This window comes from Streptomyces sp. NPDC002730, from assembly GCF_042888805.1.
Taxonomy (GTDB): Bacteria; Actinomycetota; Actinomycetes; order Streptomycetales; family Streptomycetaceae; genus Streptomyces.
The window spans coordinates 45958-72280 of record NZ_JBIAQG010000022.1 but is presented as its reverse complement, the minus strand read 5'-3'; the positions used below and the strand labels follow the sequence as shown (position 1 = coordinate 72280).

Here is a 26323-nt window from a genome sequence, read left to right as displayed (position 1 = left end):
TGGCGCGCGACCGAGACTGGCGTAGCTCAGCCCCGGCCGGTCACTTCGCCGGGCCACAAGATGTCCGGTGCAAGAGACCAAGGTCATCCATGTGAGCCTATTGAATCCGGTCAAGCGCGGCAGCTTTCCGTGTGGAGTGCCGCGGCGTGGCAGCCATTCACCCGCACGGCCTCACCAGGTATCCGCCCCGCCTTGCAGATACTGCTCTTTCCTAACGGATCCGGAGGAAGCACCGACCTGTCCGCGTGGCCCGCTCTGGTCCGGGCCAAGGTCAAGTGTTCGCTGGGCATGAAGACGATCGGATCCGGCTGGCACAAGGTTCGGGACATCCAGCGCTATTTTGCCCCAAGGCCACAGCGGCTGCTCAGCGGACAGTAGCGAAAGCCAAGGAGACGTTATGCCCGCCGAAGCCGAAGGGATTGGCCAACCGAGCGGCCCTCCACGCCCTTGGCGCGAATGCGTGGAGACAACATCGAGGTTGATCGCTGGATCCAACTTGTCGAGGTTTCCGCCGGCCGGAACGATGCTGTCCCGCAGTGAAAGGAAAGCAGCGACAGCGCCCAAGGCACCGGAGGCGCCCAGGAAGTGGCCTGTCATCGACTGGTAGTGGTAAATGCTGGGTGCGTTCCCATGGCCTCGGCTAGGGCCGTGGCCTCCGCGAGGTCTCCCTGAGGCGTGGACGTGGCGTGCGCGTACACGAGGCCGATGTCCTCCCGTGCCAGACCGCCCCATTTCACGCCATGCGCATGGCCAGTACCTGGCCAGTGGTGTCAGAGGCAGTGATGTGCTGGGCGCTCAACGTGACCCCCGCTGGGACAAGGACGCCAGGAGCACGGGCGCCACGCGAGCGGGCGAACTCCGCACGCTCCAGCACCAGGACGGCGGTGCCCTCACGCGGCCGCTATAGGGCCAACTCCGTTCGCCGATGAATGCCGGTGCTGCCGACACCATGCCCCAGCAGGCAGGATCGGCAGATCCAACGAAGCACTACTAAACGAAGCACTACTAAGTGAGGCTCGATGGGACGATCCCGTAACGGCGCATCTTGCGGTACATGGTGGCGCGGGAGATGCCGAGATCCTGTGCGGTGCGCTGGACGTTGGAGTTGCGGTCCATCAGCCCGCGGAGAATGGCGTCCCGCTCCAGCGCTTCGATGGTGGTCAGGACTTTGTGCGAGGACACCCGGCATTCCGGCGGGAGATCCTCCACTCGCAGGATCCGGACGGACGGCCGCCGCGCCAGGCCACGGATCACCGACTCGAGCTGCCGGACATTCTCCGGCCAGGGGCAGCGCTGCAGCATCGTCAGCGCATCCGGCGAGCAGCTGCTCTCTCCGCTCGGCCGGTATTTGAGCAGGAAGAACCGGACCAGGTGCTCGATGTCCCCATAGCGATGACGGAGGGGAGGCACCTCCACCGAGGCGTCGCACAGACGGTCGAGCACGTCGTCGGTCGTGACCATGGACGGTTGGCTGGTCATGATCAGTTGCCCGGTGGCCGTCGTGTCCAGGTGTGTCAGGAGGCTTCGCAGCTGCTGGCGCAAGTGAGCAGCAAGAAGGTGGACATCGCGCAGGACGACCACGTTCGACGGCTCGGCCAGTAGCTCGCGGACGTTGCGCAGCCATTGCTCGGTGGCGTGCGTTGACTCCGACAGCGGCGCTTCCACCCTCTCGAGCCGGCGCCCGGCACCTTTGGTTCGGTGGAGGGCTTCGATCAGCGTCCTCTTCCCGGCCCCGGCTTCTCCCACGAGATGAAGCCAGGACCCGGCGACGAACGCCGCTTCGGTTTCGGCGACCGCGCTCAGCCATCGCGGGGAGGAGCCCACCAGGCCCAGGCCCGATCGTATGGATCCAGCGGAAGCGACCGGTCCGGACTGGGGACGCCCGATGACTCGGACTCGGAAGATGGTGCCCGCGTCGCTGTCCTCGCGCCGGCTACGGCTGACCCGGAGCTGGGCGATGCGTCCGGAGGGGAGTGCGATGCTCCGGGTCCCTTCGAACCGGGGGTCGTCGGCGATCTCACGTGCGTGGTCGAGCAGTGCGTAGTGATCCGTCCCTGTCACGGCCGACCTCAGCTGCTCGTTCATCATGACGACATCGCGATTGATGGCCAGGACAGGTCCGGGGCGCACCGAGGAGCACGCGTCCATGTAGTCCTGGAACAGGGCCCGTTCCCGTCGCGAGCTGATCGCGGCGATCTCACTTTCGATCTGGCCCGCGACAGAGCGGGCCAGGGCCATGAGCATGCCGGCTGAGCCCTGACGGGCCGTGGTCAGGTTGAAGGCTCCCAGCAGGGTGCGCCGGGTGGGATGCAGGATCGGCACGGCCGCGCAGTGGAAGTCCCGCAGCGCCTCGACGTAGTGCTGACTTCCGGCGATCATGACCGGGCGGCCGCTGGCCAGTGCGGTCCCGATGCCGTTGGTGCCCACGTAGCGCTCGGCGAACACGTGTCCCGGGGCCAGTTGCACTCGGTTCAGCCGCGTCGTCAGAGCCTGGTGGGAGACCATGCGGGACAGCACCACGCCGTTGCGATCGGTGACCATCGTGGACACCGGGTCGTCGGCCAGTTGCTCGTGCAGCCCGTTCAGGATCGGTAGCGCCGCTCTGGCGAGCGGGCTGTCCAGATTGGGGTTCTCGAGGTAGGGAGCGTCGATGCAACTCGACTTCACCTGGTACTCGATCGAGCGTTGCCAGGAGGCGACCACGAGCGGGCGGGCGCTCGGATCCTTGGTGATCGCCTGGTAAAGCTCTCTGGCTGCTGTCAGTGAGCTGCCAGGTTGACGTCGGGGCATTTAACACTCCCGTATCGCGCGCGTCATCCCTCGGTGGAGTGATTGGAGCAGCTCGATGACGCCGCGCCTATGGCCTGTATCACATTGATACATCCGCGGACCGCTTCTGAGACATCGGCCTGCGCGCGGCGGGCTGTGTAATCGGCGCACCATCCACCCCGCCGATTCGCAGGGAGCGCCATGAAAGCCGTGCAGGTCATCGAGTACGACGAGCCGCCAGTGCTCGTGGATGTGCCGGACCCGCAGATCACCGGTCCGCTGGATGTGATCGTGAAGGTCGGGGGCGCGGGGGTCTGCCGCACCGATCTGCACATTCTCGAAGGACAGTGGAGCGACAAGAGCGGGGTTGTCCTGCCCTACACCATCGGTCATGAGAATGCCGGCTGGGTGCAGGAGGTGGGACAGGCCGTCACCAACGTCAAGGTCGGCGACCCGGTCATCCTGCACCCGCTCGTGACCTGCGGCCTGTGCCGCGCCTGCCGGGCCGGCGACGACGTGCACTGTATGAACTCGGCCTTCCCGGGCATCGACACCGACGGGGGCTATGCGGAGTACCTGAAGACCACAGCCCGCTCAGTGGTGGCACTCGACCCGTCCCTTGAGCCGGCCTCGGTTGCGGCCCTGGCCGATGCCGGGCTCACGGCGTACCACGCTGTCGCCAAGGCGGCCCGGGTCCTGCGACCGGGCGATCGGGCCGTGGTGATCGGCGCCGGAGGTCTCGGGCACATCGGCATCCAAGTGCTCCGGGCCCTGTCGCCGGTCGAGATGATCGTGATCGACCGAAGCCCGGACGCTCTTGCCCTGGCCAAGGAACTGGGCGCCGAACACACGCTGGTCGCGGACGGGAATGAGAGCGAACGCGTCCTGGAGCTCACCGGCGGGCACGGGGCCGAGGCGGTTTTGGACTTCGTGGGCGAGGGCGGTGCCGTCGAGACCGGCGTGGCCTGCCTGCGCCGCAACGGCAACTACTACGTCATCGGCTACGGCGGCCGTCTCGACGTTCCGACGATCGACGTCATCTCCACCGAGATCAACTTCATCGGCAACCTCGTGGGGTCCTACAACGACCTTTCCGAGCTGATGGTCCTGGCGGCCCAGGGCAAGGTCAGCCTGCACACCCAGCGGTACCCCCTGGCGTCCTTCCGTGACGCCCTCGACGACTTGTCCGCCGGTGCCGTCCGCGGCCGAGCGATCTTGATCCCGTGAGTCGAAGGAGCAGCCCCATGCGCAACAACTCGTACAAGGGCATGATCGCCGCCGCGGCCGTCGTGGCCCTCACCGCCACCGGATGTACCAGCCAGGACCAGGCGGAGAGCAAGCCCGACAAGCCGGCGCTGTTCAAGCCGGGTTCGGAGATCGGCTACAGAAAGTACGGCAAGGACTACCCGGCCACGAAGGTCAAGGACGTACCGGGTCCCTGCAGTTACGAGTCGATCAGCCGTAAGGACTACTCCGGGCAGACGCTGAAGATCATCAGCCATGCCGTCCCTGTCATCGGCGAGCCGACCCGCCTGCACGCCAGGCAGTTCGAGGAAATCACCGGGGCGAAGGTGGAGGTGATCAACGTCCCGTTCGGGGAGCTGCACCAGAAGATCCTCACGCCCCTGCAAGCAGGCCAGCCGGCGTACGACGTCATGTTCTACCCCTCCTTGTGGATCGGCGACATGGCCCCTTATCTGGCCCCGGTGCCGAAGAAGTATCTGGACACTCCGGGCATGAAGGACGTCACGAGGGCCTACATGGACGTGGCGACCTGGAACGGGAAGGTCGTGCAGTACCCCGTGGACGGCGACCGGCATTACCTCAAGGTCCGTACGGATGTCCTTGAGGACCCGAAGAGGCAGGCGGCGTATAAGGCGGCCACGGGCAAGGAACTCCGGACGCCCAAGACGTGGGCCGAATACCAGGAGATCGCGGGCTTTTTCAGCGGCAAGGACGTCGACGGTGACGGCAAGCCCAACTTCGGCAGCGCCGAGGTGACCAAGCGTGACGACCTGACCTTTTCCGCGTTCATCAGTCGTGCGGCGCCTTATGTGAAGCACCCCGACGTCAAGGGTGGCATCTTCTTCGACCTGGAGACCATGAAGCCGCTGATCAACACGCCCGGCTTCGTACGAGCCCTCGACGACATGGTCAAGGCCAAGCCGACCTGGGCGCCCGGTGGCGCCAACTTCGGTCTGGGTGACGAGATCTTCTCGTTCGGAGGCGGCCAGACGCTGATGTCCTATTCGTGGGACGACGCCTTCATTCAGGGCCAGTCACCGGACAGCAGGATCCGCAACAAGATCAAGGCAGCGGAGTTGCCGGGATCCGATGAGGTCTACAACCTCACCAAGAAGGCGTGGGACAAGAAGCCGAATCAGGCCCCCTACTTCACCTGGGGGTGGACCTCGGCGGTCGCCAAGGCCGCACGCAACCAGAAGATGGCCTTCGACTATCTGTGCTTCTTCAGCAACGAGGCCAACACCGCTCTCGATCTGACCATCGGCCGCTTCGGTGTCAACCCCTACCGCAACGCCCACTTCGACGCGGCGTTCTGGGAGAAGCAGGGGTGGGACAAGGACGTAGCGGAGTCGTACGTCAAGACACTCTCCGGCATGGAGAAGAGCACCAACCGCGTCTTCGACCTGCGCGTACCGGGTGTCAACGGATACATGTCCGCGCTGGCCAACGGCGTCGCCGCGGCGCTGGCGGGACAGAAGGATCCGCAGCGGGCGCTGGACGAAGTGGCCAAGGAATGGGCCAAGATCACCGAACAGATCGGCAAGGACAAGGTCCGGAGCGCCTACCGAAACGTGGTCGCACTCGAAGACAACTCCTGACCCGATCGCAGGACGCCCCGGGTGGCCGCCCAAGCCGGCCGGCCACACCGGGGGCGCCCGGCCACTTCCGCAAGGAGAACCATGGACGGCCTGCGCCGACACAAGAGCATGTTCCTCCTCCCAGGACTACTCACGCTCGCACTCATCATCATTTTTCCGCTGCTGTTCACCATTCGTGTCAGCTTCTCCGGCTGGAACGTCAGCAACCCTCAGATGGACTTCATCGGTGGGGCCAACTACGCCACGATGCTGCACGACAGTCGTTTCTGGGCATCGATCATGCGCCTGATCCTGCTCGCGGGCGGCACCGTCCTGCTCCAGTACGTCATCGGATTCGGGATGGCGCTGCTCGTCTGGCGTGACGTACGCGGCCGTCGTTTCTGGCGGGTGCTGTTCCTCATCCCCATGATGACCACCCCCGTAGTGATGGCCGCCATCTGGCAGATGATCTTCCACGAGTCCCTGGGCCCGGTGAACGATCTCCTCGGGATGCTGGGCCTGACCGAGGTTCCCTGGCTCACCGAGTCCGGGCCGGCGCTGGTCGCGCTGATGACTGTCGAGGTCTGGCAGTGGACCCCGTTCATGTTCCTGCTGCTGCTGGCCGGTCTCTTGAGTCTTCCCAAGGAACCGTTCATGGCCGCCGCGATCGACGGCGCCGATGTTTGGCGCACCTTCCGGAAGGTGACCTTCCCGCTCATGGCGCCGGTGTCGGTCGCGGCGGTCATCATCCGGCTGATCGAGGCGTCCAAGCTCTCCGACAGCGTCTACGTGCTCACCTCCGGGGGACCGGGCTCCTCCACGGAGACTCCCGGCTACTACCTCTACATCCAGGGGCTCCGCGATCAGCAGACCGGCTACAGCGGCGCGATGTCCCTGACGTATCTGGTCCTGATGATCGTCACGCTCACGGTTGTCGCCGCATTGCTCACCAGGGCCTTCAAGCTGAAGGGGGACTCATGAGGTCGAGCCTCTATCCCGTGTTCAAGTACACCGTGATCGCACTCTGGGCCTGCTTCGTCGCGGGACCGTTCTTCTGGGCCATGACGACCAGTTTCAAGGACGCCAACGGGGTCCAGGGCGGCGCCACCTACCTTCCATGGATCCAGTACAAACCCACCGCCGCCGGGTGGCGCAACATCTTCGGCGGGGCCGGTGGTGTCGATGTGATGCAGCCGTTCCTCAACAGCGCCATCGTCACCATCACCGCCTCCGCCATCAGCCTCCTCCTCGGTTCCCTGGCCGCCTACGCATTGTCCCGTTACCGGTTCAAGCTCGGCTTCATCAAGAACAGCGACATCGTGTTCTTCTTCGTGTCACAACGAATCATGCCGCCTGTCGTCCTGGTGATCCCCTTCTTCTACCTCCTGCAGTGGGTCAACCTTCTGGACAGCATCGCGGGCCTGGTCATCGTGACGGTTGCCCTGCTGCTGCCTATCGCCGTCTGGGTGATGGTGGACTTCTTCAACGGCATCCCGCGTGAGATCGACGAGATGGCCATGCTCGACGGATGCGGCCCGTTGCAGACCTTCGTGCGTGCGATCCTGCCGAACTCCCTGCCCGGGCTGACCGTGGCTGCGATGTTCTGCGCGGTGTTCGGCTGGAACGACTTCTTCTTCGCCTTCAGGCTGACGTTCACCGAGGTGCAGACCCTGCCCCAGGCGGTCGTCGCCCTCAACTCCTCGATCCCGCCGTGGTGGACCCTGTCCGCCGCCGCCCTCTTCGGCGTAGCGCCGTTGGTCCTGCTCGCGCTCTGGGTGGAGCGCTATCTATCAAAAGGCAACCTGTCGGGAGCGGTCCGATGAACATGAGTACCACTGATCTGTGCCTGACTGTCGACGGCGTGAACCATCTCAAGGATGTGACCGCGACCTTTGTCCCGGGACGGCTCCACACTGTCATCGGCCGGACGATGGCGGGAAAGACAACGCTGCTGCGGGTGCTGGCCGGACTGCAGGTGGTGGACTCCGGCTCCCTGACCAGGGATGGAGCCGACTTCCTGAAAACGCCGGTCTGGCGGCGCGACACCGCCATGGTCTACCAGCAGTTCATCAACTACCCGCATCTCAACGTGTTCGACAACGTGGCCTTTCCGCTCAGGCGGGCGGGACTGTCACGAGCCGAGATTCAGCTACGTGTCAGGAAGAGCCTGGCGAGTGTCGGCCTGGCCGACCTGGAGCGGCGCAAACCATCTCAGCTCTCCGGCGGACAGCAGCAGCGAGTCGCGGTGGCACGCGCCCTTGCACGCGGCACGGGCATTCTCCTGCTCGACGAGCCACTGGCGAACCTGGACTACAAGTTGCGTGAGCAGTTGCGCGACGAGTTCAAGACTCTCTTCTCGGACCAAGGCGACACGATAGTGGTCTACACGACCACCGAACCCGCTGAGGCGATGATGCTGGGGGACGTGGTACTGGTCATGCATGAGGGACAGATCCTCCAGATCGGCCCTCCGCAGGAGGTCTTCGAGCGCCCGGCGACGACCACGGTGGCGTCCATCATCAACGACCCGCCCATGAATATCTTCACGGGCCGAATCGAGGGCGGTCAGGTCACCGTGGCCGGTTTCCAGGCCACGCACGTATCCCCGCATCTCGCCGACCTGCCCGACGGCGCCTACCAGTTCGGCCTGCGGGCAACGGACGTCAGTCTGGCCTCCGCCGGGGTCGAGGGCGCAGTCACCTTCGTCGAGATCTCCGGGTCCGAGACCTTCGTTCACGCGGTCGTCGGCGAGACTCCCTTCGTCGTGCAGATCGAGGGCATCCACAACATCGCTCTCGGTGATCTGGTGAAACTGCGGCTACGTCCGGAGCGGCTGTTCGCCTTCGACGAGAAGGGCACGCTCGTGCAGACACCTTCATACGATCTCGCTTCAGTGGAAGGCCGTTGATATGGCGCAGTTGGACATCATCGACGTCGGGCACAGCTACGCCCCGGGTGTCGAAGAGGAGCGGTGGGCTCTCAAGCCACTGCAGCTGACATTCGAAGCCGGCAGGACCTACGCATTGGTCGGACCGTCGGGTTGCGGCAAGACCACGCTGCTGAACATTCTGTCCGGCCTGGTCAAACCGTCACAGGGCCAGGTTCTGTTCGACGGCGTGGACGTCACGGCTCTGCCCACGAAGGCGCGCAACATAGCCCAGGTGTTCCAGTTTCCCGTCATCTACCAGTCCATGACGGTGTACGAGAACCTCGCCTTCCCGTTGCAGTGCCGCCGTTGGGACAAGGCGAGGATCGACGCCAAGGTCCACCAGGTCGCCGAGGCACTGGACCTGGATGATCGGCTCAAGCAGCCCGCCCGGCGACTCACCGCCGACGACAAGCAGCTGATCTCGCTCGGCCGTGGCCTTGTCCGCGACGACGTGGCGGCCGTACTCATGGACGAGCCGCTGACCGTCATCGATCCGCAGCTGAAGCACTCGCTGCGGCGCAAAATCCGTGAAATCACCGAACACTTCCAGCCCACGGTGATCTACGTTACTCACGACCAGTACGAAGCAATGAGCATTGCCCAGGAAGTACTGGTCATGAAGGACGGCCGCGCCATGCAGCAGGGCACGCCGGAGCAGCTTTTCGAGGCACCCTCGTCAGCGTACGTCGGCTACTTCATCGGCTCCCCGGCGATGAACTTCCTTACAGTGGACGGGTCACGCGGGAACTTCACCCTTGGCGGCCGGGCCCTGGCCGTGGCGTGGGACATCCCGGATGGCACCACCGAGGTCCAGGTGGGAATCCGGCCCGAGTACGTCAAGATCGTCACGGGACCAGGGCCCAATACGTTTCCCGCCAGGCTTCGGGGCGTCCGGGACCACGGGCCGCAGCGCGTGCTGGAGATCGAGGTGGCCGGCCGGCTCATCAAGACGAAGGTGCCGCGGGAGGACGGTGTTCCGGGGATCGAGGAATTCCTGGTGCACCTGCCGCGGGCCAAGGCCCTCCCCTATTCGGACGGTTGCCTGGTACTCCAGTCGTAGATTGTCCTGTTGCCGACGGCAATTCAGTTGCCGTTGGGCAGGAGAGGCGCCCGGCCCTATCGAGACCACTGCCGACCGCGCGGGCGACACCGGTGAACTCGCCTTCCTCGCCCCGGCAGGGGCCGCCGCGCTGCGCCTGCTCACCGACGCCGTCCAGCGGGGCACCGACCACGACATCGTCGTCCAGGCCCTGAAGGACGCCGGCGTTCACGACGCGTTCGCCGACGTCCTGGACGCCACCTCGGCTGCCGTCATAAACGGCGTCGACGACCCATACGACTTCGACGAGCGACTGGAAGCCGACAACCTCAGCGACGCGGCATCCCATGTCCGTCGGTCGACCTGCCGGTCACCTCAATCCCCGAGGGGAGCTCAATGGCTCCACTATCCACTAATGGACAGGAGGTACGTCATGAAGGTCGCCATCGTCACCGGCGCTGGCTCGAGCATCGGGCAGAACGCGGCCAGGCTATACAGATCGCAAGGCGGGCGTGGGAGTAATCCTGACCCACGGCACCAACCGGCAAGGCGGCCTGGACACGGTCGCGGCGATTGAGAAGGAGGGGGGCACGGCTGTCGCGCTGCCACTGGACGTCGGTCAGAGCGGCGACTTTCCGGCCTTCTGCGATTCCGTCGTCGACGTGCTTCGTGACACCTGGGGAGCGCGGACACGTTGGAATACCTGGTCAACAACGCCGGTTTCGGGCAGATGTCGCTGTTCGAGGACACGACCAAGGAACTGTTCGACAAGAAGCTGCTGCCGCTGATGGCAGACGGCGGGGCCATCGTCAACACGACCAGCAACTCCGCGCTGGTGTCCGGTACGGAGCCCGGTTACTCGGCCTACGCGTCGATGAAGGGCGGCCTGATCGTGCTGACCCGCTACATGGCCAAGGAGTTCAGCAAGCAGGGCATCCGCGTCAACACCGTCGCGCCGGGTCCCACCCGCACCCGGATCTCCGACAACGCCTTCGAGCGGTTCCCCGAGGTCATCCCGGCCCTCGCGGCGAAGACCGCGCTCGCGGCATGGGCGCTCCTCTCGCCTGGCTTCAGACGCTGGGCTGATCGCAGCGCTGATGGCGTGAAGCGCGGTATTCCCGTACCAGGACACGAAGTGCTGCAGATACGGAAGGGCGAGCGGTCCCGCGTAGGAGGGCGGCGCCCTTGTTGTCCACTGCGCGGAGCCGCAGACCTTGCAAGGCGACGAGAGCGCGGGTGAGCGGTCGGCTGTGCGGTTCCACGAGTTCCACGAGGCCGTACGACGTCGTCAGTCCGGGACGGATCTGTGCAATCTGATGGCGAATCAGTTCATCGACGCCATCGGTGGTGTGGGCCTGGTGCAGGTCGTTGCGCGTGACGCCGTGCAGAGTGAGGGCGTCATGGGGAATGCCAAGTCGCCCGGTGTGTAGGTCCTCGGCGATGTCTTCGAGGAAATCGAGCCGCTGGCTTGCCTCGATGAAGGTTCGGCAGCCAGAGCGGTAGGCAGCGGCCGAGGAGGGGGAGGCGAGTAAGCAGGCAATGAGCATGAACGCAGGCAGCGAATATGCGTCCACGTAGCGCTGGAAGTCGCTCTCGGTTGAGAAGCCTTCCCACTCCACCTCCAGTGGTGCTCCGTCGAGGTAGTGCTCGACGTGCTCCCGCAGCTGCGGGTGTCTGGTGATGGTGTGGGCCAGTGTTCGCAGAACCGGTTGATCGGCTGTGCCGGTCTCCAAGGCCGTCCGGACTTGTCCGTCCCAATCGGTGAGGGCGGCGAGGCGCTCACGTCGCGGCCCTTGGTCGAGAAGGTTGTCACTGTGGTGCATGAATGCGGTGGCGGCGATGACGTCGGGGACAAGGGGTGCGGGCAGGAGCAGACGTACCGCTGCGTACTCAGCTCGAGCGAACCGTGCCACCAGCCGACGCTGCTCGCTGTAGTCGCGGCGCAGCTGGGGGCCGCTGATGTGTGCCTGGTCGAGCGTGTGGGCCCACGTGGGCATCTTCTTCCTCCCTTTCATCTGCAGTGTTAGCTGCGAGCCGGGCCGTGAGCGCGAGCGCGCAACACGCCAGTACTTTCACTTCACTTTATTGCTGACGCGGCTGCGCCGGCGGGGGGATGGCCCTGCGCGAGTGGGCTGACAGGCGCGTGTTGATCGGTCTGCTGCTGCGGGACGACTACGCGCCCGCGATCCGCGACGGGGTGCCGTACTCAAAACTGAACTCGCCGTCGGATCCGGCGGACCCTGCTGCGATGGACGCACTGTGCGGCTACCTGACCCAGGCGCGCGGGCACCTGCCCCGAGACTGCCCACCGAGACCCTGTGCAAGCCGGACGCCGACCTCGAGGAGACCGTCCTCAAGGGGAACCGGGCAACCGGCGCAGGGTCCCGGGGCGGCGGCCTGTTCAACGACAGCGGTACCGTGACCCTTACCGACTCCAAGGTCGTGAAAAACCGGGCGGTGGCCGGCGGCGGCGGCATCTTCGAAGAGCTCGGCAGCACCGTCATTCTCGGCCGGACGGAAGTCGCCAACAACACGCCCAACAACTGCGCGCCGCCCGGAGCCGTACCCGGCTGCATCGGCTGACCCTCGACTAGAGACACACCACGGCACCTCCTGGCCGGAGGACATGCTGCCCGGGGCACGCTTGCTGAGAACCAGCGCGGCCGCCCTCTACCTGGTGTCCACGCTGGGCCCGCACGCCGTCGGGCGGGCCACGCCGTCCATCCGGCCTCCCCTCAGGGGAGAGACTGCCCCGCTCGCCAGGGAGCCACCAGGTGCTCCTGCCTGGGTGGACCCCTTCGGCGTTTCTGCGTGGGACAGGGGCAGCTGGCTGCGGCATTCCCGTACTGGCGCGACGACGGCTTCCTGCGGCGCATTGCGCCTTGCTGCGATACGACTCAATGCCCGGTGTCCGTTGACAGCGAAGTTAGTCCGGCGGATGGCACTGACCTGCGCGGACAAACTTCGCTGTCAACGCGGCCCCATGGGGTCGCGTCCCAGGAAGTGGTGTAGCGATGCGGAGATCAGGATGACGGCCCGATTAGGTCGAGACCAGCCGGTGCGACGACCTGCGAGGCCATTCCGCCTGGGAAGTAGGCAAGCGGCGCCGCACCGTTGTGGCCGACGATGCGTCACCCCTGGCTGTGCTGTCTTGTTCTCATGACTTCGAAGACGCCCAGCTCTGAGTCCCCACCGCAGATCGAACTCCGCGTGGGAGGCATGCACTTGACGATTCAGGGTGTCCCTGCGTGGCTGATCACTCTGATCGCCGCTGCTGCTGGCACGGGGACAACTTGGTGGGCGAGTCGTTAGAAGCTGTGCCTGAGCCTTCCATGACAAGTTGAGTGGGGCTTCAGCGCAGGTCAGTGCTCGTCGTTAGTCGTTGATCGGTAACGACTGTCTCTGCGTAACGGTGGACGACCGGATCCAGGTAGTCCACGTGTGAGTTACCCAGGCCCGCCAGCTCGGCCGGAGAGCGTACAAGGGCGATCTGGTCCAGCTCCGGCTCGCGTCCGAGTGTTCTCTCCGAGGCCGTCTGGGCTGCGAATCGTTGGTGAAGCAGCTGGGCTGGCCGGACCGGAGCTTGGAACAGGAAACCGACGTTCCCGTGCTCTCCGCGCGTGACAAGCCACAAGTTCAGGTCCTCGGGCGGTGTGTCGACACCCGTCTCTTCGACAAGTTCCCGAGCTGCGTGGCTACGGAGCGCGGCCAAGTCGAGCAGCTCGCCTTGAGGCGGCGGCTCTATCGATCCTCCGGGCAGCTGCCAACGGCCAGGGGCGGCCGTCGACGACGACATGCGCCCTACAAGCAGACGGCCGTCATCCGTCGGCTGCACGACGCAGACGAACATGGAGGACACCGAGGGAGCGCCGGGAACCCGGCGCAGTGCGCGATACCGATACGTTGCCCGCGCCCAGAAGATCACCAAGCTGCCTGGGTCTTCCCAGTGCAGCCGCGTGCACGCCACTGCCGGCCCGTCGAAGAGACTCGGGTTGGCCTGGACCGCTTCGTCCCACACGCGGTTCATGGCTTGCCGCTCTTCGGGCGACAGCGAAGACGGAGCACCTTCAGCAAAGCGGAGTCGGTGAACGTGCAGGAGGTCAACGCCGGAAGGTTGCAGCAGATGCTCGGTCACTGGGTCATGCTGGCACAGTGTCCCTTGAGTGAACTGCCGTACGGGGTGTTGCCAGTCGTACGGTGGCCGCATGGGCAGGGACGGAGTGCCCCGGCTGCGGCTGGTCGTGGTCACGGACGACGACACCGGGCCGCGGCTGTGCCGAGGATGCGGCGGTCCGCTCATGCCAGCGGCGAAGTGCGGCTCCCGATTCACATGGGCACCGGTTTGACCCGCGGTGCCTCCACCGTTGCGCACTGCCCGGCTGTGCAGTTCCTGCTGCTCGCCGTGATCTGGGGAGCGAGCTTTCTCCTCGTCAAAGTGGGGCTGCGAGGGGTGACCTGACTCAGGTGGTATGGACACGAATGGTATTGGGCGCGGCGACGCTGGGCGTGATCGCTGTGTTTCGCAGACGAAGGCCGCGGATGGGTGTCAGGCTGTGGGGACACCTTGCGCTTTTGTCGCTGCTGCTGTGCACAGCTCCTTTCCTGCTGTACGCACAAGCCGAACGTCATATCCATTCGAGCCTGGCAAGCAGCATCAACGCCACCACACCATTGCTCACCGCCCTCCTCTCAGGTCTCCTCGCGAGAGGAGACAAAGCCCCCGAAGGCGGCGGCAGAGCCATCGGCCTGATGACGGGATTCACCGGCGTCGTACTCATCGTTGCCCATGGCAAGCCGCTTGGCACCACGACAGCCTCGGGGCGTCAGCCCTGTGCCTGGCCGCTGCCTTCTGCTACGCCCTGGGATTCATCTACTTCGAGCGCAGCATTTCACCACGTGCCCTGCCTGCCCATGATGTCGCGTTCAGCCACGTCCTCGCCGGAGCCGTGATCATGCTCGCGCTTACGCCATGGGTGGCCGCGCCACCACCCCGGCCGGACCCCACGGTCATCACCGCCATGGGCGTGCTGGGCTGCGCGGGCACCGGCCTGGCCTACATCTGGCACTGCAATCTCGTGGCGGCATGGGGATCCGTACGCACCGCATCCGTCACCTACGCAATGCCCGTCGTGGGCATGCTGCTCGGCGCCCTGATCCTCAATGAAGCAGTCAGGTGGCACCAGATACTCGGTACTGGCATGGTCATCGCAGGTTGGTCCGTCATCAACACCTACAGGCCCCATACCCGCGTAGCTGGCGGCCGAGCGGTCCGCCACGGTCAAGGCTGAGACCGTACGTCGCGTCACTGCCATCGACGGCACCTGAAATCACTGGACGAGCCCATGCGCACCTGGGCTCTACTCGAATCCGGATCGGCATCCGTGTCGGTGTATCCGCTGCGGCGCACGACGGTAGCGATCCGTGCTGCCTTCAGGGCGCTGTTGAGGGCGACGAACAGCTCGCGGGGGGTGCCCCTATATGTTTGGTCAAGCTGGATGAGTGCTGGCCAGGGACACCGCGGAGGCCATCGTCGGAGCCGTCACCCGTTCCGGCACCCTCCTGCTCGGCCGCTACAGCCCCAGCGGCCGACTGCGCCTGGTCGCCCGCACCACACCGTGCGCATCACCTCCCATTGGGACAGCCGAGAGCCGCTGAACTTCACCTGTGTGGCGCCCCACCTCGTCGCCGAATTCGTCGGCGACTCAACGATCGACCACAGCCGGTGCGGCATCCGGTCCAGGCGCGGCGGATCAGGACCGACGTCGCGCCCCAGGACGTTCCACCCGCCTGAGGAGCTGGCGCGTCGGCCGAGGAGCAGGTCCTACGACTGGCCCGGCTGGCGAAGGGCGCCGGCTGCCACGGTGTGATCGCCTCGCCCCAGGAAGTGGCGCCGCTGCGACGTCTGCTGGGCCCGGAGCCTTTGATCGTCACCCCGGGAGCGCTCGTTCAGCCGGGCAGCGTCGATGCTGGGTTCGGCTGAGGGCCGTCACCGTCGTACGCGGCGAGCGCGGTCTGACGGCTTTCCAGCAGCTCGCGCAGGTCTTCGGGGGTCAGGTGCTCGTGCGCCAGCTTCACGCTTGCCTTGCCCTCCACGTCCGCCCACGCCTGCCGGGCGCGTTTGTTGGCCACGCGCCTGGCATCGCTCCGCAGGAAGCCGGCCCCGGCCGTGAACCCGGCAGAGGCCAGGGCGAGCAGCGCCGCGGGGACGCGTGCGTCCGCCGTGGCCAGTCCGGCGGCGCCGGCCACGCCCGCGAGCAGAGCCGCGGGGAAACCCAGCACGATGTGGGCCCTGTTCCAGAATTCGGCCCTTCGATGGGCCAGTGCCTTCTGTTGCGCCGCTTCTTCGTGCAACCGCTCGATCTCGGCGCGCAGGCGACGTGAGGGCTCGACCGGGGCGAGTCGCGTGGATCCGTCGGCAGGTGTGGCCATGTCTGAAATTCCAACACGGTTGAGCCTGGGGGGACTTGGTTCGGTAGTGACAGGCTTGCCAGGCGCGAATGGTGGGCTCTCGCCAGAACCGTCCGCCCCCGAACGCGGTCACCTCATCTTGCTCCTCCTGTGGAGGCGATGCTGGCCCGCGCGGTGCCGCAGCTCCCGGGGCCAGGCGCCCTGCCCGGCGGCACTGTGCTGGATCCGAAGTACGACGGCTTCCGGCTGCTTACGCTCACCTCCGCGCCGAGTTCGAACGACGGGTCCAGGCACTTCACGACGAAGGCGAGATCCCCGACCCTCGCGAGGCCCGGATCGCCCGGCTCAAGGAAGAGATCACCAAGCTCCGGGAACGGCTGGCCCAATCGGAGCAGACGGTCGAAGAACTCACCGACTTCCGCGGTCGGGCCCTGGCCCGGCTCGCCGCCCAGCACGAAGAAATCATCCGGCTCCGCGAAGCCGCCGCCGGCACAACCCAGGTCAGCCGCCTGCTGCCACCCCGAACCACCGTCATCGGGACATGCAGCTGATGCCGCATACCCGACTGGGTGCTGGCTCTCGCATGGTGAGAGTTGGACTTCACCAGCGATCAGATCGGGGCACCGTCGGTCAGCGAAGGCACGGCGCACGGACGGAGGACCATGAGCGAGCCTTCCAAGGTCGCCGCCATGGCGAAGGGGAACCGATCGACCTCAAGACAGAGTGCAACGTCATCAGGATGGACTCCTTGACGCACACCCTCCGCCAGCTCGGCGGCGGCGTGCGACTCGGCAGCGCGGCGGAGGAACTCAGCAGCATCTGTCCCAGCCTCGGTGGATCTCCGAGCGATGTATTGAGCGCACGCCAGATCTTCATCGGCCTGCCCATCGTCGCCAGTGACCACGAACGTGACACTGTCACTCTTGCGTGTCCGCAAGAGCCGAGCCGTTGCCTCCGCCACCACGAAGCTGGCGCACAGCACCAGCGACGCCTCCTTGACCGCGAGGGCGCCGACCGTGCCTGCCGTGGTCTTCTGCACAACGGTCCGTCCGCCAAGGTCAACAGACCGCAGCAGGCCCGGCGAGTTGACCATGTCGAACCCGGGCGCGGGCGGACCGTCTTTGAGCGCCACCCAATCCGGATGGGAAGCCTTGAGCGCCAGGGCTTCGTCCAGCGACTCAGCAAGAACGATCTTTTCCGCCCCCTGGGCAAAGGCCCAGGCAGCCACGGTGAAAGCACGCATAACGTCGACTACGACCGCCACGGACGGGGCTTCGACCAGCTCAGCGATGCCAAGGAAACGAGTGTCCATTCCGATCATGATCGCGCATGCCTGACCCGAAGCACCCAGAGATTGATCTACATCACATCTACGGTATCGGAATGCAACACATCCAGCTGCCTGCGTCGCGAAAGTGGTCCGCAACGACACGCCTGCTCAATCGCCACACGGGTGACCTGCACACGGCCTTTGCGGGCACAAGAAGAAGCTTCATCACCGACTCCCTCGACGCGGGGGTACCGCTGCAGGACGTCCAGGACGCGGTCAACCACAAGTACCCCCGCACCATCCGGCGCCGACGCCACCACGATGCTCATCCCGGTCATGCTCTCGCCGCTCGCCTAGCCGGACGTCTCCTCATGCGACGCAAACGCGCGCAGGAGGAGCAGTGGCTCGGAGAGGTCGAAGGAATCGACTCCGCCCTGGTCTTCCTCCGAGCCAAGCAAGCCGAAGCCACACGCTTCCTCAAGAGGTCCGTCACCGACCTCGGCATCCCCCGTCCCCGCCCCGAGGAGACTCAGTGATCCGCAACGAACCTCGATCGAGTGCAGTACAGAGACGCTGCGGATACTGCGCGCGCCGGTCCTCCTCGACGGCGGCCAGGCAGTCGACTACGCCATCATGGCTGCCATCAGGACGCGAGCTGTCTGCATGCCGCGGCGGCCAGCTCGTCAGCGCCATCGAGCGCGGTGGAGAGTACGTCCGGGGTCGTGCCAAGCGAGGCAAACAACTCGTTTGCCCGGGCGGCGAAATGCGTGGGAGCGGCAGGAAGTTCTCCCGCAGCCTGAACTGCCCCCTTTTCGTTCAGCACCCAGCAACCGGCGTGAGCATGCAGGGCCTGCACGAGAAGCCCAACCGCGCGGAAGAGGCAGCCGGCGACATAGAAGGCGTCACCGCGGGCCGCTCCCTTGCGGGCGCAGGCCAGGATGAACGGAGCCTCCCATTGCGCGTTGGCGATCAGTGCTTCGCGCAGCGGCTCCGGATAACGGCGAGTCTCCTGCTGCAGGGCCTGAAGCTCACCACCAGGGCCAGCGAGAATGCGCCCAAGAGCCACCTCGCCGACATAGGAATGGGAGTACACCCCCAGCGGGTGGCCAGCTTGAATGCCCACCTCGAAGCGCCCTGCCTGGCAGTCTTGCCAGATCCGATGCGCCCGGTCCAGATCGCGGTAGATCCAGTCGACGCGATGGCCGTCAATGGTCAGCCAAGCCCCGCCGTCCACCCACGGTCCCCAGCCGCCTGGCTCCGTCACTTCCACCGGCTCGCCAGTCAGCTCGGACGCGAGGAGGCGCAAGGCAGCAGTGTCAAGCGGCGGCCGGTAGTACAAGCCCAGGTCGAAATCAGAGTCTGGACGATGCGTTCCTCTCGCCCGGCTGCCGCCCAGACACACCCCGACGATGCCGCCGACCTCGGTCAACCGATCCGCGATCTCCACCAAGCGATCCACAGCCCAGAGTCTGCAGAACCAGATCATCTTCTGCGACCGGATTTCTCGGCGTCCTCAGCCTCTGGGTCACTCCGCAGAGTGAAGTGCAGAGAAGGAACCAGGTGTCACCGTCCGGTAGTTCGGCCGGGGTGAGCGGACGCGGGTGTGGGTTCGGGCCGGTGCTCACGGCCGGACCGACTCCGCGCAGAGCTCGTACGGCTGATGCTCGCCGTGGGTGTCGTCGTCCTCGTCCGGGCGGTGGAGCATGCACCGGACGTCCGACCGAGGCGTCGGTGATATCCGGCGGCGCCCTTCGACGTGGTGCAGCTCCCCGTCGTGTGGTCGGGCCCGACAGAAGATGCGCCAGAACCTGGCCGTTTACTGTGTCGGGGCATAGCAGGCCAACTGCCAGGTCGCGGTGAGCGTGCACGCGGTCATCGACACCGCGTCCTGTCCGCTGCAGTGGCGCCTGTTCGTGCCGCGGGAGTGGGCGGACAATGCCGGACGGCGGCACAAGAGCGGGATACCTGAGGACATCGGGCACCGCGAGAAGTGGCCCCTGGCTCTGGACGTCCTGACGAGCTGGCCGGGTGGGGCCTGGTGTCGCCGATGCTAGTGGCCGATGCCGGCTACGGGCAGAACGCCGACTTCCGGGCCGGGCTGACCGACCGGGGCATCGGATATGTCGTCGCAGTCCGTTCGGATGTGACTGTCCACCCGCACGATGCGGTGCCCACCGCCCTGCTCTGGTCCGGCAACGGCCGCCGCCCGCAGCCCCGTTACCGCGACAAGCCGTCCTCGGTGGCCGCACTGGCAACGGGTCAGGGACGGGAGGCTTTCACCGAGGTGACCTGGCGTGAAGGCTCACGCGGCCCGATGCGCTCACGCTTCCTGGCGCTGCGGGTGCGTCCGGCCGGGGTGCGGGCCCGCCGCCTGGTCCAGGCTGCCGCCACCGCGGGCGACGGCCACTGGGACGGTGTCCTGCCCGACATCCGGCTGCTGGTCGAATGGCCCAAGGAAGCCGAAGCGCCCACCGACTACTGGCTGTCCAGCCTGCCCGGCACAGTCCCGGTCGCCGAGCTGGTGCGCCTGGCGAAGATCCGCTGGCGCATCGAACACTACTACCGGGAACTCAAGCACGCACTGGGACTGGACCACTTTGAGGGCCGGTCCTGGACCGGCTGGCACCACTACGTCACCCTGGTCACCGCCGCCCACGCCTCCCTCACCGAGCACCGTCTCTCCCCAAAAGCCCGCACGCCGGACTGGATAGCACTCGCTGTCAGGCGTCCTTCTCCGTCGTCGGTCGCAAGCGTTCCAGCAGGGCGTAGAGCGTCGCGCTCTCGGCTTCGTCCAGGGCGTCGAGGGCGCCGTGCGTCTCCTGCATCTCCTCGCGCACGCAGCGGATGATCTCGCGGCCCGCGTCGGTCGCGACGACGTTCTTCACGCGGCGGTCTGCGGGGTCGGCTTCACGACGGACCAGCTCGCGGGCCTCCAGGCGGTCCACGATCCCGGTGACGTTCGACGCGTCGCACACCAGCAGGGCGGCGAGGCCGCGCATCGGCAGCGGGCCGTCGAGCTGGGCGAGGACCTTGGCCTGGGTGGAAGTGAGGCCGTGGTGGGCGGCGGCCGCCGCGAAATCGCGCCATTGGGCGGTGCCGATGGCGGCCAGCAGTTCCAGCAGCTGGAGCTTGGTGGGGGCTTGTGGGGCAGTGGCGCTCATGGCCGGAGCGTACTCAAGATGCTTCACATTATCAATTATTTACTTGACCACCTTAACCATTTACGTCTACCGTCTGCGCAAGTACTTGATGTCATCAAACATCTGCGATCTGAAGCATTGAGAAGGTCCCGTCAGCCATGAGCCACGCCGCGCCCACACCCGTCGCCGACGCCCGGCACAGGAACGAGACGGTCATCGTCTTCGCCCTGAGCCTTGCCGCCATGGTCGTGTCGATGATGCAGACCCTGCCGGTCCCGATCCTGGGCCTGATCCAGGGCGACCTCGGCACCTCGACCGCCGGCGTCAGCTGGGTGACCACCGCCACCCTGCTGTCCGCCGCCGTCTTCACCCCGCTGCTCGGCCGCTTCGGCGACCAGCACGGCAAGAAGCCCACCCTGGTGGCCGTCCTCGGCGTCATGGTCGCCGGCTCCGTCATCGCCGCGGTCGCGAGCTCGCTGCCGCTGCTGATCCTGGGCCGGGTGCTCCAGGGTGCCGCCACCGCGATCTTCCCACTGGCCCTGTCCGTCCTGCGTGAAGAGGTCCGGCCGCAGAAGCTGCCCGGCGCCATGGCACTGGTCAGCGGCACGCTCGCGTTCGGCAGCGGGCTCGCACTCGTCGCCACCGGCCTGCTCACCTCCGGCGACGACGCCGACTACCGCAACGCCTTCTGGATGGCGACCGGCTTCGCGGTCCTCGCCCTGCTCGCCGTCGTCTTCCTGGTCCCCGCGACCCGGCACAAGACCGGCGGCCGCACCGACATTCTCGGCGCGCTGACCCTCGGCATCGCCCTGCTGCTGCTCCTGCTGCCCATCTCCCAGGGCCACGAGTGGGGCTGGACCTCCCCCCGTACGCTGAGCAGCTTCGCCGGCGCGGCCGTCATGACCGCCCTCTGGGTGCTGGTCGAGCGCAAAGTGCGCGAGCCACTCGTCGACATGGGAATGTTCGTCCACCGCCCGGTCCTCATGGCCAACCTGGCCGGCATCCTCGTCGGCTTCGGCATGTTCGCGAACTTTCTCGGCGTCTCCTACCTCGTGCAGATGCCCGAGGCGCTCACCGGCTTCGGCTTCGACGCCTCCATCCTGCGCGCATCCGTCCAGTTCCTGCTGCCCGGCGCGATCGTCTCACTGCTCACCTCGCCCGTCGGCGGCCAGCTGGTCCGCCACCGCGGCCCCCGGTACGTGCTCGCCATGGCCGCAGCATTCGGAGCCGTCGGCTTCGGCTGGCTCACCCTCGACCACACCCACACCGCCTCGGTGATCGGCGCCGGCCTCATCGTCGGCGCGGCCGTCAGCTTCGGCTACGCCGCCATGCCCGCCGTCATCATGGCGAGCGTTCCACACCACCAGAGCGGCATCGCCAACGGCATCAACTCGATCTCCCGCTCCACCGGCAGCGCGATCGGCAGCGCGATCGTCACCACGATCCTGGCGTCCAAGACCATCGAGCACCTGCCGGCTGGTGTGCCGCCGCTGCCCGCCGAATCCGGGTTCACCCTCACCTTCGGCATCGGGGCCGTCGCCTTCGCACTGGTCGCGGCGATCAGCTGGCTCGGCCTGCGCGGACAGCACGGCCCCCGGGTCATCGAGACGGGCAAGGCAAGCGCGGGCACGCCGTCAACTCCGTCCGTGGAGACGGCCGTTGCTGATCCGGTTACGGAGCCTGCGGTCCAGGCCGATGCTGTCCCGGCCGGGGCCGGGTTCCAGGGCCTGGTGCGGGACGCCGACGGCGACGTGCTGGGCGGTGCCGCCCTCGCCCTTGTCTCGCCGGATGGACGGCAGGTGGGCCGCACGGTCTCCCAACCCGACGGCCGGTACGCGCTGGACGCCCCCACCAGTGGCCCGTACGTCCTGATCACGGCCGCCGACGGCCATCAGCCGCAGGCCGCCACGGTCATGGCGGCGGCCGCCCCGGTCGCGTACGGCATCAAGCTCTCCCGCGCCACAGGACCGGCCGGTCTGCAGGTGCGGGGCACCGTACGCGCCGGGGAGGGCGGCCGCCGGCTGCCCGATGCCCGGCTGACGCTGGTGGACGCTGCCGGGAACGTGGTGCGCACCACCATCACGGACGCCGACGGCGCGTACGCCTTCACCGATCTGACCGCGGGCGAGTACTCGCTCATCGCCAGCGGCTACCCGCCCGTGGCGTCGACGCTGGCCGTCGAGGGGCGCGGTACGGACGGCTTCGACATGGCGCTGGCGCACCCTGCGGCGCAGTAGGCGGCGGTGTCCGGGATCACAGGGCAGCTCGCCGGACAGGCGGAATGCCGTGACCGCCCGGACGGTCGACCCCTACACGCATTCAATGCACGTTGCATATATCTACTGATGCTTACAAGGAGCACCTCATGACCGTCACTACGTCCTCCGCCTCCCGTGCGGCCGAGATCCTGTCCCGGCCCGTCGTGCTGAACGGCCTGACTGTCCCGAACCGCATCGTGATGGCGCCGATGACGCGCATGTTCTCCCCGGGCGGTGTCCCTGGTGAGGACGTGCGGTCGTACTACGCCCGTCGCGCCGCCGCGGGTGTGGGCCTGATCGTCACCGAGGGGACCTACGTCGGCCACGAGTCGGCCGGGCAGAGTGACCGTGTGCCGCGGTTCCACGGTGAGGAGCAGCTGGCGGGGTGGGCGAAGGTCGCCGAGGCCGTTCACGCGGCGGGCGGCACGATCGTGCCGCAGCTGTGGCACATCGGCATGGTGCGCAAGCAGGGTGATGCGCCCTACGCGGACGCCCCCGCCGTCGGCCCCTCCGGCATCCGCGTCGACGGCACCGAGAACGCCGGCAAGGCGATGACCCGGCGCGACCTGGACGACGTCATCGGCGCCTTCGCCGAGGCCGCCGCGGCTGCCGAGCGCATCGGCTTCGACGGCGTCGAACTGCACGGCGCCCACGGCTACCTCCTCGACCAGTTCCTGTGGGCGGGGACGAACCGCCGTACCGACGCCTACGGCGGCGACCTTGTGGCCCGCACGAAGTTCGCGGCCGAGATCGTGGCCGCGGTCCGCGAGACCGTCTCGCCCGACTTCCCGGTGATCTTCCGCTACTCGCAGTGGAAGCAGGAAGCCTACGATGCACGACTTGCCCGGACCCCGGAGGAGCTGGAGGCGATCCTGACCCCGCTCGCCGCGGCCGGCGTCGACGCCTTCCACGCCTCCACTCGCCGCTACTGGCTCCCGGAGTTCGAGGGCTCGGACCTGAACCTGGCCGGCTGGACCAAGAAGCTCACCGGCAGGCCCACCATCACCGTCGGCTCGGTCGGCCTCGACGGCGACTTCATCCGCGGCTTCATGGGCGAGGGCGCCCCGGTCCAGGGCATCGACAACCTCCTCGACCGCCTGGAGCGCGACGAGTTCGACCTGGTCGCCGTCGGCCGCGCCCTGCTCCAGGACCCGCAGTGGGCGGCGAAGGTCCTGGGAGACCGGTTCGAGGAGGTGAAGCCGTACGACGCGGCGGCGCTGAAGACGCTGAGCTAGGTGTACTGCCCAGGCAGGTTGATCGAGTTCATGCGGCGACACGGTCTGAATCTGTGAGATGACGAAGGCCTCCGGTTGTGGAGTGGAGCTGTCTGGGAACCGCTCCGCCAACCAGGAGGCCGTCGTGTCTCACGCTAACGCTGCTTTGACTCCTCGTGCCCGTCTTCGCCTGGCGCGTCTGATTGTTGATGACGGGTGGCCGGTCGCTCGTGCTGCCGAGCGTTACGACGTGTCCTGGCCCACCGCGAAGCGCTGGGCCGACCGCTACGCCGAGTCCGGTCCGGCAGTGATGGCCGACCGGTCGGGAAGCAGCGCCTGGGCCCGGTCCAGATCGCCGGACGGCTGGGCATGCCTGCCTCGACCGTGCACGCCGTCCTGACCCGGTGCCGGATCAACAGGCTCTCCCACATCGACCGCGCCACCAGCGAGCCGGTTCGCCGCTACGAACACGACCATCCCGGCGCGATGCTCCACATCGACGTGAAGAAGCTCGGGAACGTTCCCGACGGCGGCGGCCGGCGCTACGTCGGACGCGTCCAGGGCCGCAGGAACCGCGCCGCGACACCGGACAGGCCCCGCAACACGTACCGCGGACCGCTGCTGGGCACCGCGTTCGTCCACACCGTCGTCGACGATCATGCCCGGGTCGCCTACGCCGAGATCTGCGACGACGAGAAAGCCGCCACGGCGGTCGGTGTCCTGCGTCGCTCGGTCGACTGGTTCGCCGCTCGCGGGGTGACCGTCGAGCGGGTGCTCACCGACAACGGCTCGGCCTACCGCTCCCGGCACTGGACACAGGCCTGCACCGAGCTGGGGATGCGCTGCCCTTCCTCCGTGCCGTTCCCGCCATGGCCCACTTCAGGTGCGTGGCGGTTCCAAGGTCGCGGGGGTGGGGCCGTCGGGGCGGACGGTGATGCCGTACGCCGCCTTCGTGGGGGTGGAGGAGAAGGCCAGGGTGTGGACTGGCAGCAGGTGTTCGAGCAGGACCGTCGATTCGCGGAGAGCGAATTGCAGACCGAGGCAGGCGCGGGGACCGATGCCGAAGGGGAAGTAGGCGCCCGGGTGGGCAGGCCGGCCGTCCGGGGTGATGAAGCGCCGAGGGTCGAAGTGCTCTGGGTCCGGCCACAGCTCAGGATCGCGGTGCGTGAGGTACGGGCAGATCAGGATGTCGGTGCCCGCCTCGACGGTATAGCCGGCGAGGGTGTCGTCCTCGGTGGCGTGGCGGGGCAGGATCCAGGCGGATGGGTAGAGCCGGAGCGTCTCGTGGACCAGAGCCTGGATGGCCTGGCGGCGTTGCGCCGAACCTTCGTCGCCGGCGGCGAGAGCTTGTTCGCGGGCGGCGGGGTACCGGTCGAGAAGCAGGTAGAGCCAGGTCAGGGTGGTGGCGGTGGTCTCGTGCCCAGCCACGAGCAACGTGACCAGCTCGTCGCGGATCAGCCGGTCGGTGTACTCGGGGCGCTCGTTGGCGGCATCGATCAGGACGTGAAGCAGGCCCGGGCCGTCGGGGCCGACCGCCCCGCCGCGGGCGGCCTCGATGGCGTGCCGGGCGACCGCATCGATCCGGGCGAGATCGGCGGCAACGGCGTCGTGGGCGTCGGTGACATCAGCGGGCAGCGTCGGAAGGGCGGCTGCCACGGCTGCCACGGCGGTCAGTTCGCGCTCGGTCCCGTCATCGAGGGGGTGCCCGGTAAGAGAGCGCCAGATGGCGTCCAGGGCGAAGCGGCGCATCTCCCGCCCGACATCGAGGGTTTGCCCGGTACGGGCGTACCCGCCCCAGCGCCCGGCGGTGGTCCTGGCAGCCTCAGTGATCCGCTGTTCGTAGCGGCGCATCCCGGTACCGGTGAACTGGGACTGCAACAAGCGGCGTTGGCGCTTCCACGCCGCACCGGTGGCGGCGAGGACTCCGTCGCCGATCAGCAGACGGGCGCGGTGGGAGCGCTTGACGTACCGCTCCGGGTGCCGGGCGAGTACGTGCTGGACCGCCTGCGGGTCGGTGACGAGAACGGTGGGGGCCGGCCCGAGGCGGAACACGGCGATGCTGCCGAACCGCTCGCGCACCTGGGACAGCAGCTCGACCAGTTCACCTCCCCCCGAACGCCACCGCTGCACGAGTCCAGGCCCGGCTTCGGGGACCGGCCGCCCCGTTCCGGGAACGTGCGAAAGGGAGCCGAGACTGACTTCGGGGTCCATGATTCTTCTCCTGGTCAACCGCTGTGCTTGGCCGTAACGGCGCACCGGCACCACGGACTGTACGGGAGCAGGCGCACCCGGTGACAGCCCGCCTCGGCATAGCCACTTTCCGGGCACGACCCGGATCCTGCCGCCCTTCCGCCGGGAAGCCGGCCCGGGGGGCCGCCCCCCCGCGGCGCCCCCGGCCCGGGGGGGGGGGGGGGGGCCCCCCCCCCCCCCCCAAAAACCCCCCCCCCCCCCCCACCCCGAACCCGGGGCGTGCC

Annotated in this window: 23 protein-coding genes and 5 pseudogenes; 18 read left to right on the top strand and 10 right to left on the bottom strand. The window is 67.1% G+C overall.

Features of this window, described 5'->3' with window-relative positions; all coding sequences use genetic code 11:
* Positions 1–171: 171 nt before the first annotated feature.
* Positions 172–698, bottom strand: a pseudogene (locus ACFYXH_RS39090) (hypothetical protein).
* A 307-nt stretch (positions 699–1005) separates the two neighbouring features.
* A complete protein-coding gene (locus ACFYXH_RS39085; protein ID WP_389573661.1) occupies positions 1006–2790 on the bottom strand; it encodes a sigma-54-dependent Fis family transcriptional regulator in 1785 nt (594 codons plus the stop codon).
* 180 nt (positions 2791–2970) lie between these two features.
* Between ACFYXH_RS39085 and ACFYXH_RS39080 the strand changes: the two genes are divergently transcribed.
* The 8 genes and pseudogenes from ACFYXH_RS39080 to ACFYXH_RS39045 form a co-directional block, all read left to right on the top strand.
* A complete protein-coding gene (locus tag ACFYXH_RS39080; RefSeq protein ID WP_389573659.1) occupies positions 2971–3996 on the top strand; it encodes an NAD(P)-dependent alcohol dehydrogenase in 1026 nt (341 codons plus the stop codon).
* A gap of 17 nt (positions 3997–4013) precedes the next feature.
* Positions 4014–5612: an extracellular solute-binding protein gene (locus ACFYXH_RS39075; RefSeq protein WP_389573656.1), complete on the top strand. Its 1599-nt coding sequence runs from the start codon at positions 4014–4016 to the stop codon at positions 5610–5612.
* Positions 5613–5693: 81 nt separating this feature from the next.
* On the top strand, positions 5694–6572 hold the full coding sequence (locus ACFYXH_RS39070) for a carbohydrate ABC transporter permease (protein ID WP_389573653.1): 879 nt from the start codon (positions 5694–5696) through the stop codon (positions 6570–6572).
* On the top strand, positions 6569–7414 hold the full coding sequence (locus tag ACFYXH_RS39065; RefSeq protein WP_362693657.1) for a carbohydrate ABC transporter permease: 846 nt from the start codon (positions 6569–6571) through the stop codon (positions 7412–7414). Before ACFYXH_RS39070 ends, ACFYXH_RS39065 begins: the two co-directional genes overlap by 4 nt.
* 2 nt (positions 7415–7416) lie before the next feature.
* The gene (locus ACFYXH_RS39060; RefSeq protein WP_389573649.1) at positions 7417–8499 is read left to right on the top strand and encodes an ABC transporter ATP-binding protein; all 1083 of its coding nucleotides are present in this window, start codon (positions 7417–7419) and stop codon (positions 8497–8499) included.
* 1 nt (position 8500) lies between these two features.
* Positions 8501–9580, top strand: a complete 1080-nt coding sequence (locus ACFYXH_RS39055) for an ABC transporter ATP-binding protein (RefSeq protein ID WP_389573646.1) — start codon at positions 8501–8503, stop codon at positions 9578–9580.
* A gap of 1 nt (position 9581) precedes the next feature.
* Positions 9582–10136: a hypothetical protein gene (locus tag ACFYXH_RS39050; protein WP_389573643.1), complete on the top strand. Its 555-nt coding sequence runs from the start codon at positions 9582–9584 to the stop codon at positions 10134–10136.
* Between the two features lie 117 nt (positions 10137–10253).
* Positions 10254–10589: pseudogene (locus ACFYXH_RS39045) on the top strand (SDR family oxidoreductase); the annotation flags it as partial.
* A 40-nt stretch (positions 10590–10629) separates the two neighbouring features.
* Here ACFYXH_RS39045 and ACFYXH_RS39040 read toward each other — a convergent pair.
* Positions 10630–11556, bottom strand: a complete 927-nt coding sequence (locus ACFYXH_RS39040) for a phytoene/squalene synthase family protein (protein WP_389573641.1) — start codon at positions 11554–11556, stop codon at positions 10630–10632.
* Between the two features lie 262 nt (positions 11557–11818).
* Here ACFYXH_RS39040 and ACFYXH_RS39035 point away from each other — a divergent pair, with 262 nt between their 5' ends.
* Positions 11819–12142, top strand: coding sequence for a hypothetical protein (locus ACFYXH_RS39035; RefSeq protein WP_389573638.1), 324 nt, complete (start codon positions 11819–11821; stop codon positions 12140–12142).
* A gap of 769 nt (positions 12143–12911) precedes the next feature.
* Here ACFYXH_RS39035 and ACFYXH_RS39030 read toward each other — a convergent pair.
* The gene (locus tag ACFYXH_RS39030; RefSeq protein ID WP_389573635.1) at positions 12912–13694 is read right to left on the bottom strand and encodes an NUDIX hydrolase; all 783 of its coding nucleotides are present in this window, start codon (positions 13692–13694) and stop codon (positions 12912–12914) included.
* A gap of 62 nt (positions 13695–13756) precedes the next feature.
* Between ACFYXH_RS39030 and ACFYXH_RS39025 the strand changes: the two genes are divergently transcribed.
* The 3 genes from ACFYXH_RS39025 to ACFYXH_RS39015 all read left to right on the top strand — a co-directional run bounded on the left by ACFYXH_RS39025 (position 13757) and on the right by ACFYXH_RS39015 (position 15214).
* Positions 13757–14509, top strand: coding sequence for an EamA family transporter (locus tag ACFYXH_RS39025; protein ID WP_389573698.1), 753 nt, complete (start codon positions 13757–13759; stop codon positions 14507–14509).
* Entirely contained in the window at positions 14395–14847 is a 453-nt protein-coding gene (locus ACFYXH_RS39020) for a DMT family transporter (protein ID WP_389573695.1), read from the top strand. Before ACFYXH_RS39025 ends, ACFYXH_RS39020 begins: the two co-directional genes overlap by 115 nt.
* 211 nt (positions 14848–15058) lie before the next feature.
* Positions 15059–15214 carry a hypothetical protein gene (locus tag ACFYXH_RS39015; protein WP_389573632.1) on the top strand — a complete coding sequence of 52 codons (156 nt, stop codon included), beginning with the start codon at positions 15059–15061 and terminating at the stop codon, positions 15212–15214.
* 291 nt (positions 15215–15505) lie between these two features.
* Here the strand turns inward: ACFYXH_RS39015 and ACFYXH_RS39010 are convergent, their stop codons facing one another.
* The 3 genes from ACFYXH_RS39010 to ACFYXH_RS39000 all read right to left on the bottom strand — a co-directional run bounded on the left by ACFYXH_RS39010 (position 15506) and on the right by ACFYXH_RS39000 (position 17279).
* Positions 15506–15988 carry a hypothetical protein gene (locus tag ACFYXH_RS39010; protein WP_389573630.1) on the bottom strand — a complete coding sequence of 161 codons (483 nt, stop codon included), beginning with the start codon at positions 15986–15988 and terminating at the stop codon, positions 15506–15508.
* A 113-nt stretch (positions 15989–16101) separates the two neighbouring features.
* Entirely contained in the window at positions 16102–16422 is a 321-nt protein-coding gene (locus ACFYXH_RS39005) for a hypothetical protein (RefSeq protein ID WP_389573627.1), read from the bottom strand.
* 155 nt (positions 16423–16577) lie between these two features.
* A complete protein-coding gene (locus ACFYXH_RS39000) occupies positions 16578–17279 on the bottom strand; it encodes a 2-phosphosulfolactate phosphatase (RefSeq protein ID WP_389573625.1) in 702 nt (233 codons plus the stop codon).
* 71 nt (positions 17280–17350) lie between these two features.
* Between ACFYXH_RS39000 and ACFYXH_RS38995 the strand changes: the two genes are divergently transcribed.
* Positions 17351–17773 (top strand): hypothetical protein, encoded by a 423-nt coding sequence (locus ACFYXH_RS38995; protein ID WP_389573622.1) that lies wholly within the window; start codon positions 17351–17353, stop codon positions 17771–17773.
* Between the two features lie 107 nt (positions 17774–17880).
* On the opposite strand, the gene ACFYXH_RS38990 is transcribed toward ACFYXH_RS38995, so the two are convergent.
* Positions 17881–18723 carry a nucleotidyltransferase domain-containing protein gene (locus tag ACFYXH_RS38990; protein WP_389573620.1) on the bottom strand — a complete coding sequence of 281 codons (843 nt, stop codon included), beginning with the start codon at positions 18721–18723 and terminating at the stop codon, positions 17881–17883.
* A 349-nt stretch (positions 18724–19072) separates the two neighbouring features.
* On the opposite strand from ACFYXH_RS38990, the pseudogene ACFYXH_RS38985 reads away from it, so the two are divergent.
* Positions 19073–19998, top strand: a pseudogene (locus tag ACFYXH_RS38985) (IS701 family transposase); the annotation flags it as partial.
* Here the strand turns inward: ACFYXH_RS38985 and ACFYXH_RS38980 are convergent.
* On the bottom strand, positions 19958–20398 hold the full coding sequence (locus ACFYXH_RS38980; RefSeq protein ID WP_389573617.1) for a MarR family winged helix-turn-helix transcriptional regulator: 441 nt from the start codon (positions 20396–20398) through the stop codon (positions 19958–19960). The pseudogene ACFYXH_RS38985 and the gene ACFYXH_RS38980 overlap by 41 nt on opposite strands.
* Before the next feature lie 137 nt (positions 20399–20535).
* Here ACFYXH_RS38980 and ACFYXH_RS38975 point away from each other — a divergent pair.
* From ACFYXH_RS38975 to ACFYXH_RS38960, 4 genes and pseudogenes are all read left to right on the top strand, one after another.
* A pseudogene (locus tag ACFYXH_RS38975) lies at positions 20536–22035 on the top strand (MFS transporter); the annotation flags it as partial.
* Positions 22024–22614, top strand: a complete 591-nt coding sequence (locus tag ACFYXH_RS38970; RefSeq protein WP_389573692.1) for a collagen binding domain-containing protein — start codon at positions 22024–22026, stop codon at positions 22612–22614. The pseudogene ACFYXH_RS38975 and the gene ACFYXH_RS38970, both read left to right, overlap by 12 nt.
* Positions 22615–22742: 128 nt before the next feature.
* On the top strand, positions 22743–23870 hold the full coding sequence (locus tag ACFYXH_RS38965) for an NADH:flavin oxidoreductase (RefSeq protein WP_389573614.1): 1128 nt from the start codon (positions 22743–22745) through the stop codon (positions 23868–23870).
* A 124-nt stretch (positions 23871–23994) separates the two neighbouring features.
* Positions 23995–24663 (top strand): annotated as a pseudogene (locus ACFYXH_RS38960) (helix-turn-helix domain-containing protein); the annotation flags it as partial.
* A gap of 65 nt (positions 24664–24728) precedes the next feature.
* Here the strand turns inward: ACFYXH_RS38960 and ACFYXH_RS38955 are convergent.
* Complete coding sequence (locus ACFYXH_RS38955; RefSeq protein ID WP_389573611.1) at positions 24729–26060, bottom strand: cytochrome P450; 1332 nt, start codon at positions 26058–26060, stop codon at positions 24729–24731.
* Positions 26061–26323 lie beyond the last annotated feature (263 nt).

Bases quoted from the DNA above. Each gene is read 5' to 3' on its own strand.
- ACFYXH_RS39085 (WP_389573661.1), bottom strand. From the start codon at position 2,790: ATGCCCCGACGTCAACCTGGCAGCTCACTGACAGCAGCCAGAGAGCTT.
- ACFYXH_RS39080 (WP_389573659.1), top strand. From the start codon at position 2,971: ATGAAAGCCGTGCAGGTCATCGAGTACGACGAGCCGCCAGTGCTCGTG.
- ACFYXH_RS39075 (WP_389573656.1), top strand. From the start codon at position 4,014: ATGCGCAACAACTCGTACAAGGGCATGATCGCCGCCGCGGCCGTCGTG.
- ACFYXH_RS39070 (WP_389573653.1), top strand. From the start codon at position 5,694: ATGGACGGCCTGCGCCGACACAAGAGCATGTTCCTCCTCCCAGGACTA.
- ACFYXH_RS39065 (WP_362693657.1), top strand. From the start codon at position 6,569: ATGAGGTCGAGCCTCTATCCCGTGTTCAAGTACACCGTGATCGCACTC.
- ACFYXH_RS39060 (WP_389573649.1), top strand. From the start codon at position 7,417: ATGAGTACCACTGATCTGTGCCTGACTGTCGACGGCGTGAACCATCTC.
- ACFYXH_RS39055 (WP_389573646.1), top strand. From the start codon at position 8,501: ATGGCGCAGTTGGACATCATCGACGTCGGGCACAGCTACGCCCCGGGT.
- ACFYXH_RS39040 (WP_389573641.1), bottom strand. From the start codon at position 11,556: ATGCCCACGTGGGCCCACACGCTCGACCAGGCACACATCAGCGGCCCC.
- ACFYXH_RS39010 (WP_389573630.1), bottom strand. From the start codon at position 15,988: ATGGCCACACCTGCCGACGGATCCACGCGACTCGCCCCGGTCGAGCCC.
- ACFYXH_RS39000 (WP_389573625.1), bottom strand. From the start codon at position 17,279: ATGGACACTCGTTTCCTTGGCATCGCTGAGCTGGTCGAAGCCCCGTCC.
- ACFYXH_RS38995 (WP_389573622.1), top strand. From the start codon at position 17,351: ATGCAACACATCCAGCTGCCTGCGTCGCGAAAGTGGTCCGCAACGACA.
- ACFYXH_RS38990 (WP_389573620.1), bottom strand. From the start codon at position 18,723: ATGATCTGGTTCTGCAGACTCTGGGCTGTGGATCGCTTGGTGGAGATC.
- ACFYXH_RS38980 (WP_389573617.1), bottom strand. From the start codon at position 20,398: ATGAGCGCCACTGCCCCACAAGCCCCCACCAAGCTCCAGCTGCTGGAA.
- ACFYXH_RS38965 (WP_389573614.1), top strand. From the start codon at position 22,743: ATGACCGTCACTACGTCCTCCGCCTCCCGTGCGGCCGAGATCCTGTCC.
- ACFYXH_RS38955 (WP_389573611.1), bottom strand. From the start codon at position 26,060: ATGGACCCCGAAGTCAGTCTCGGCTCCCTTTCGCACGTTCCCGGAACG.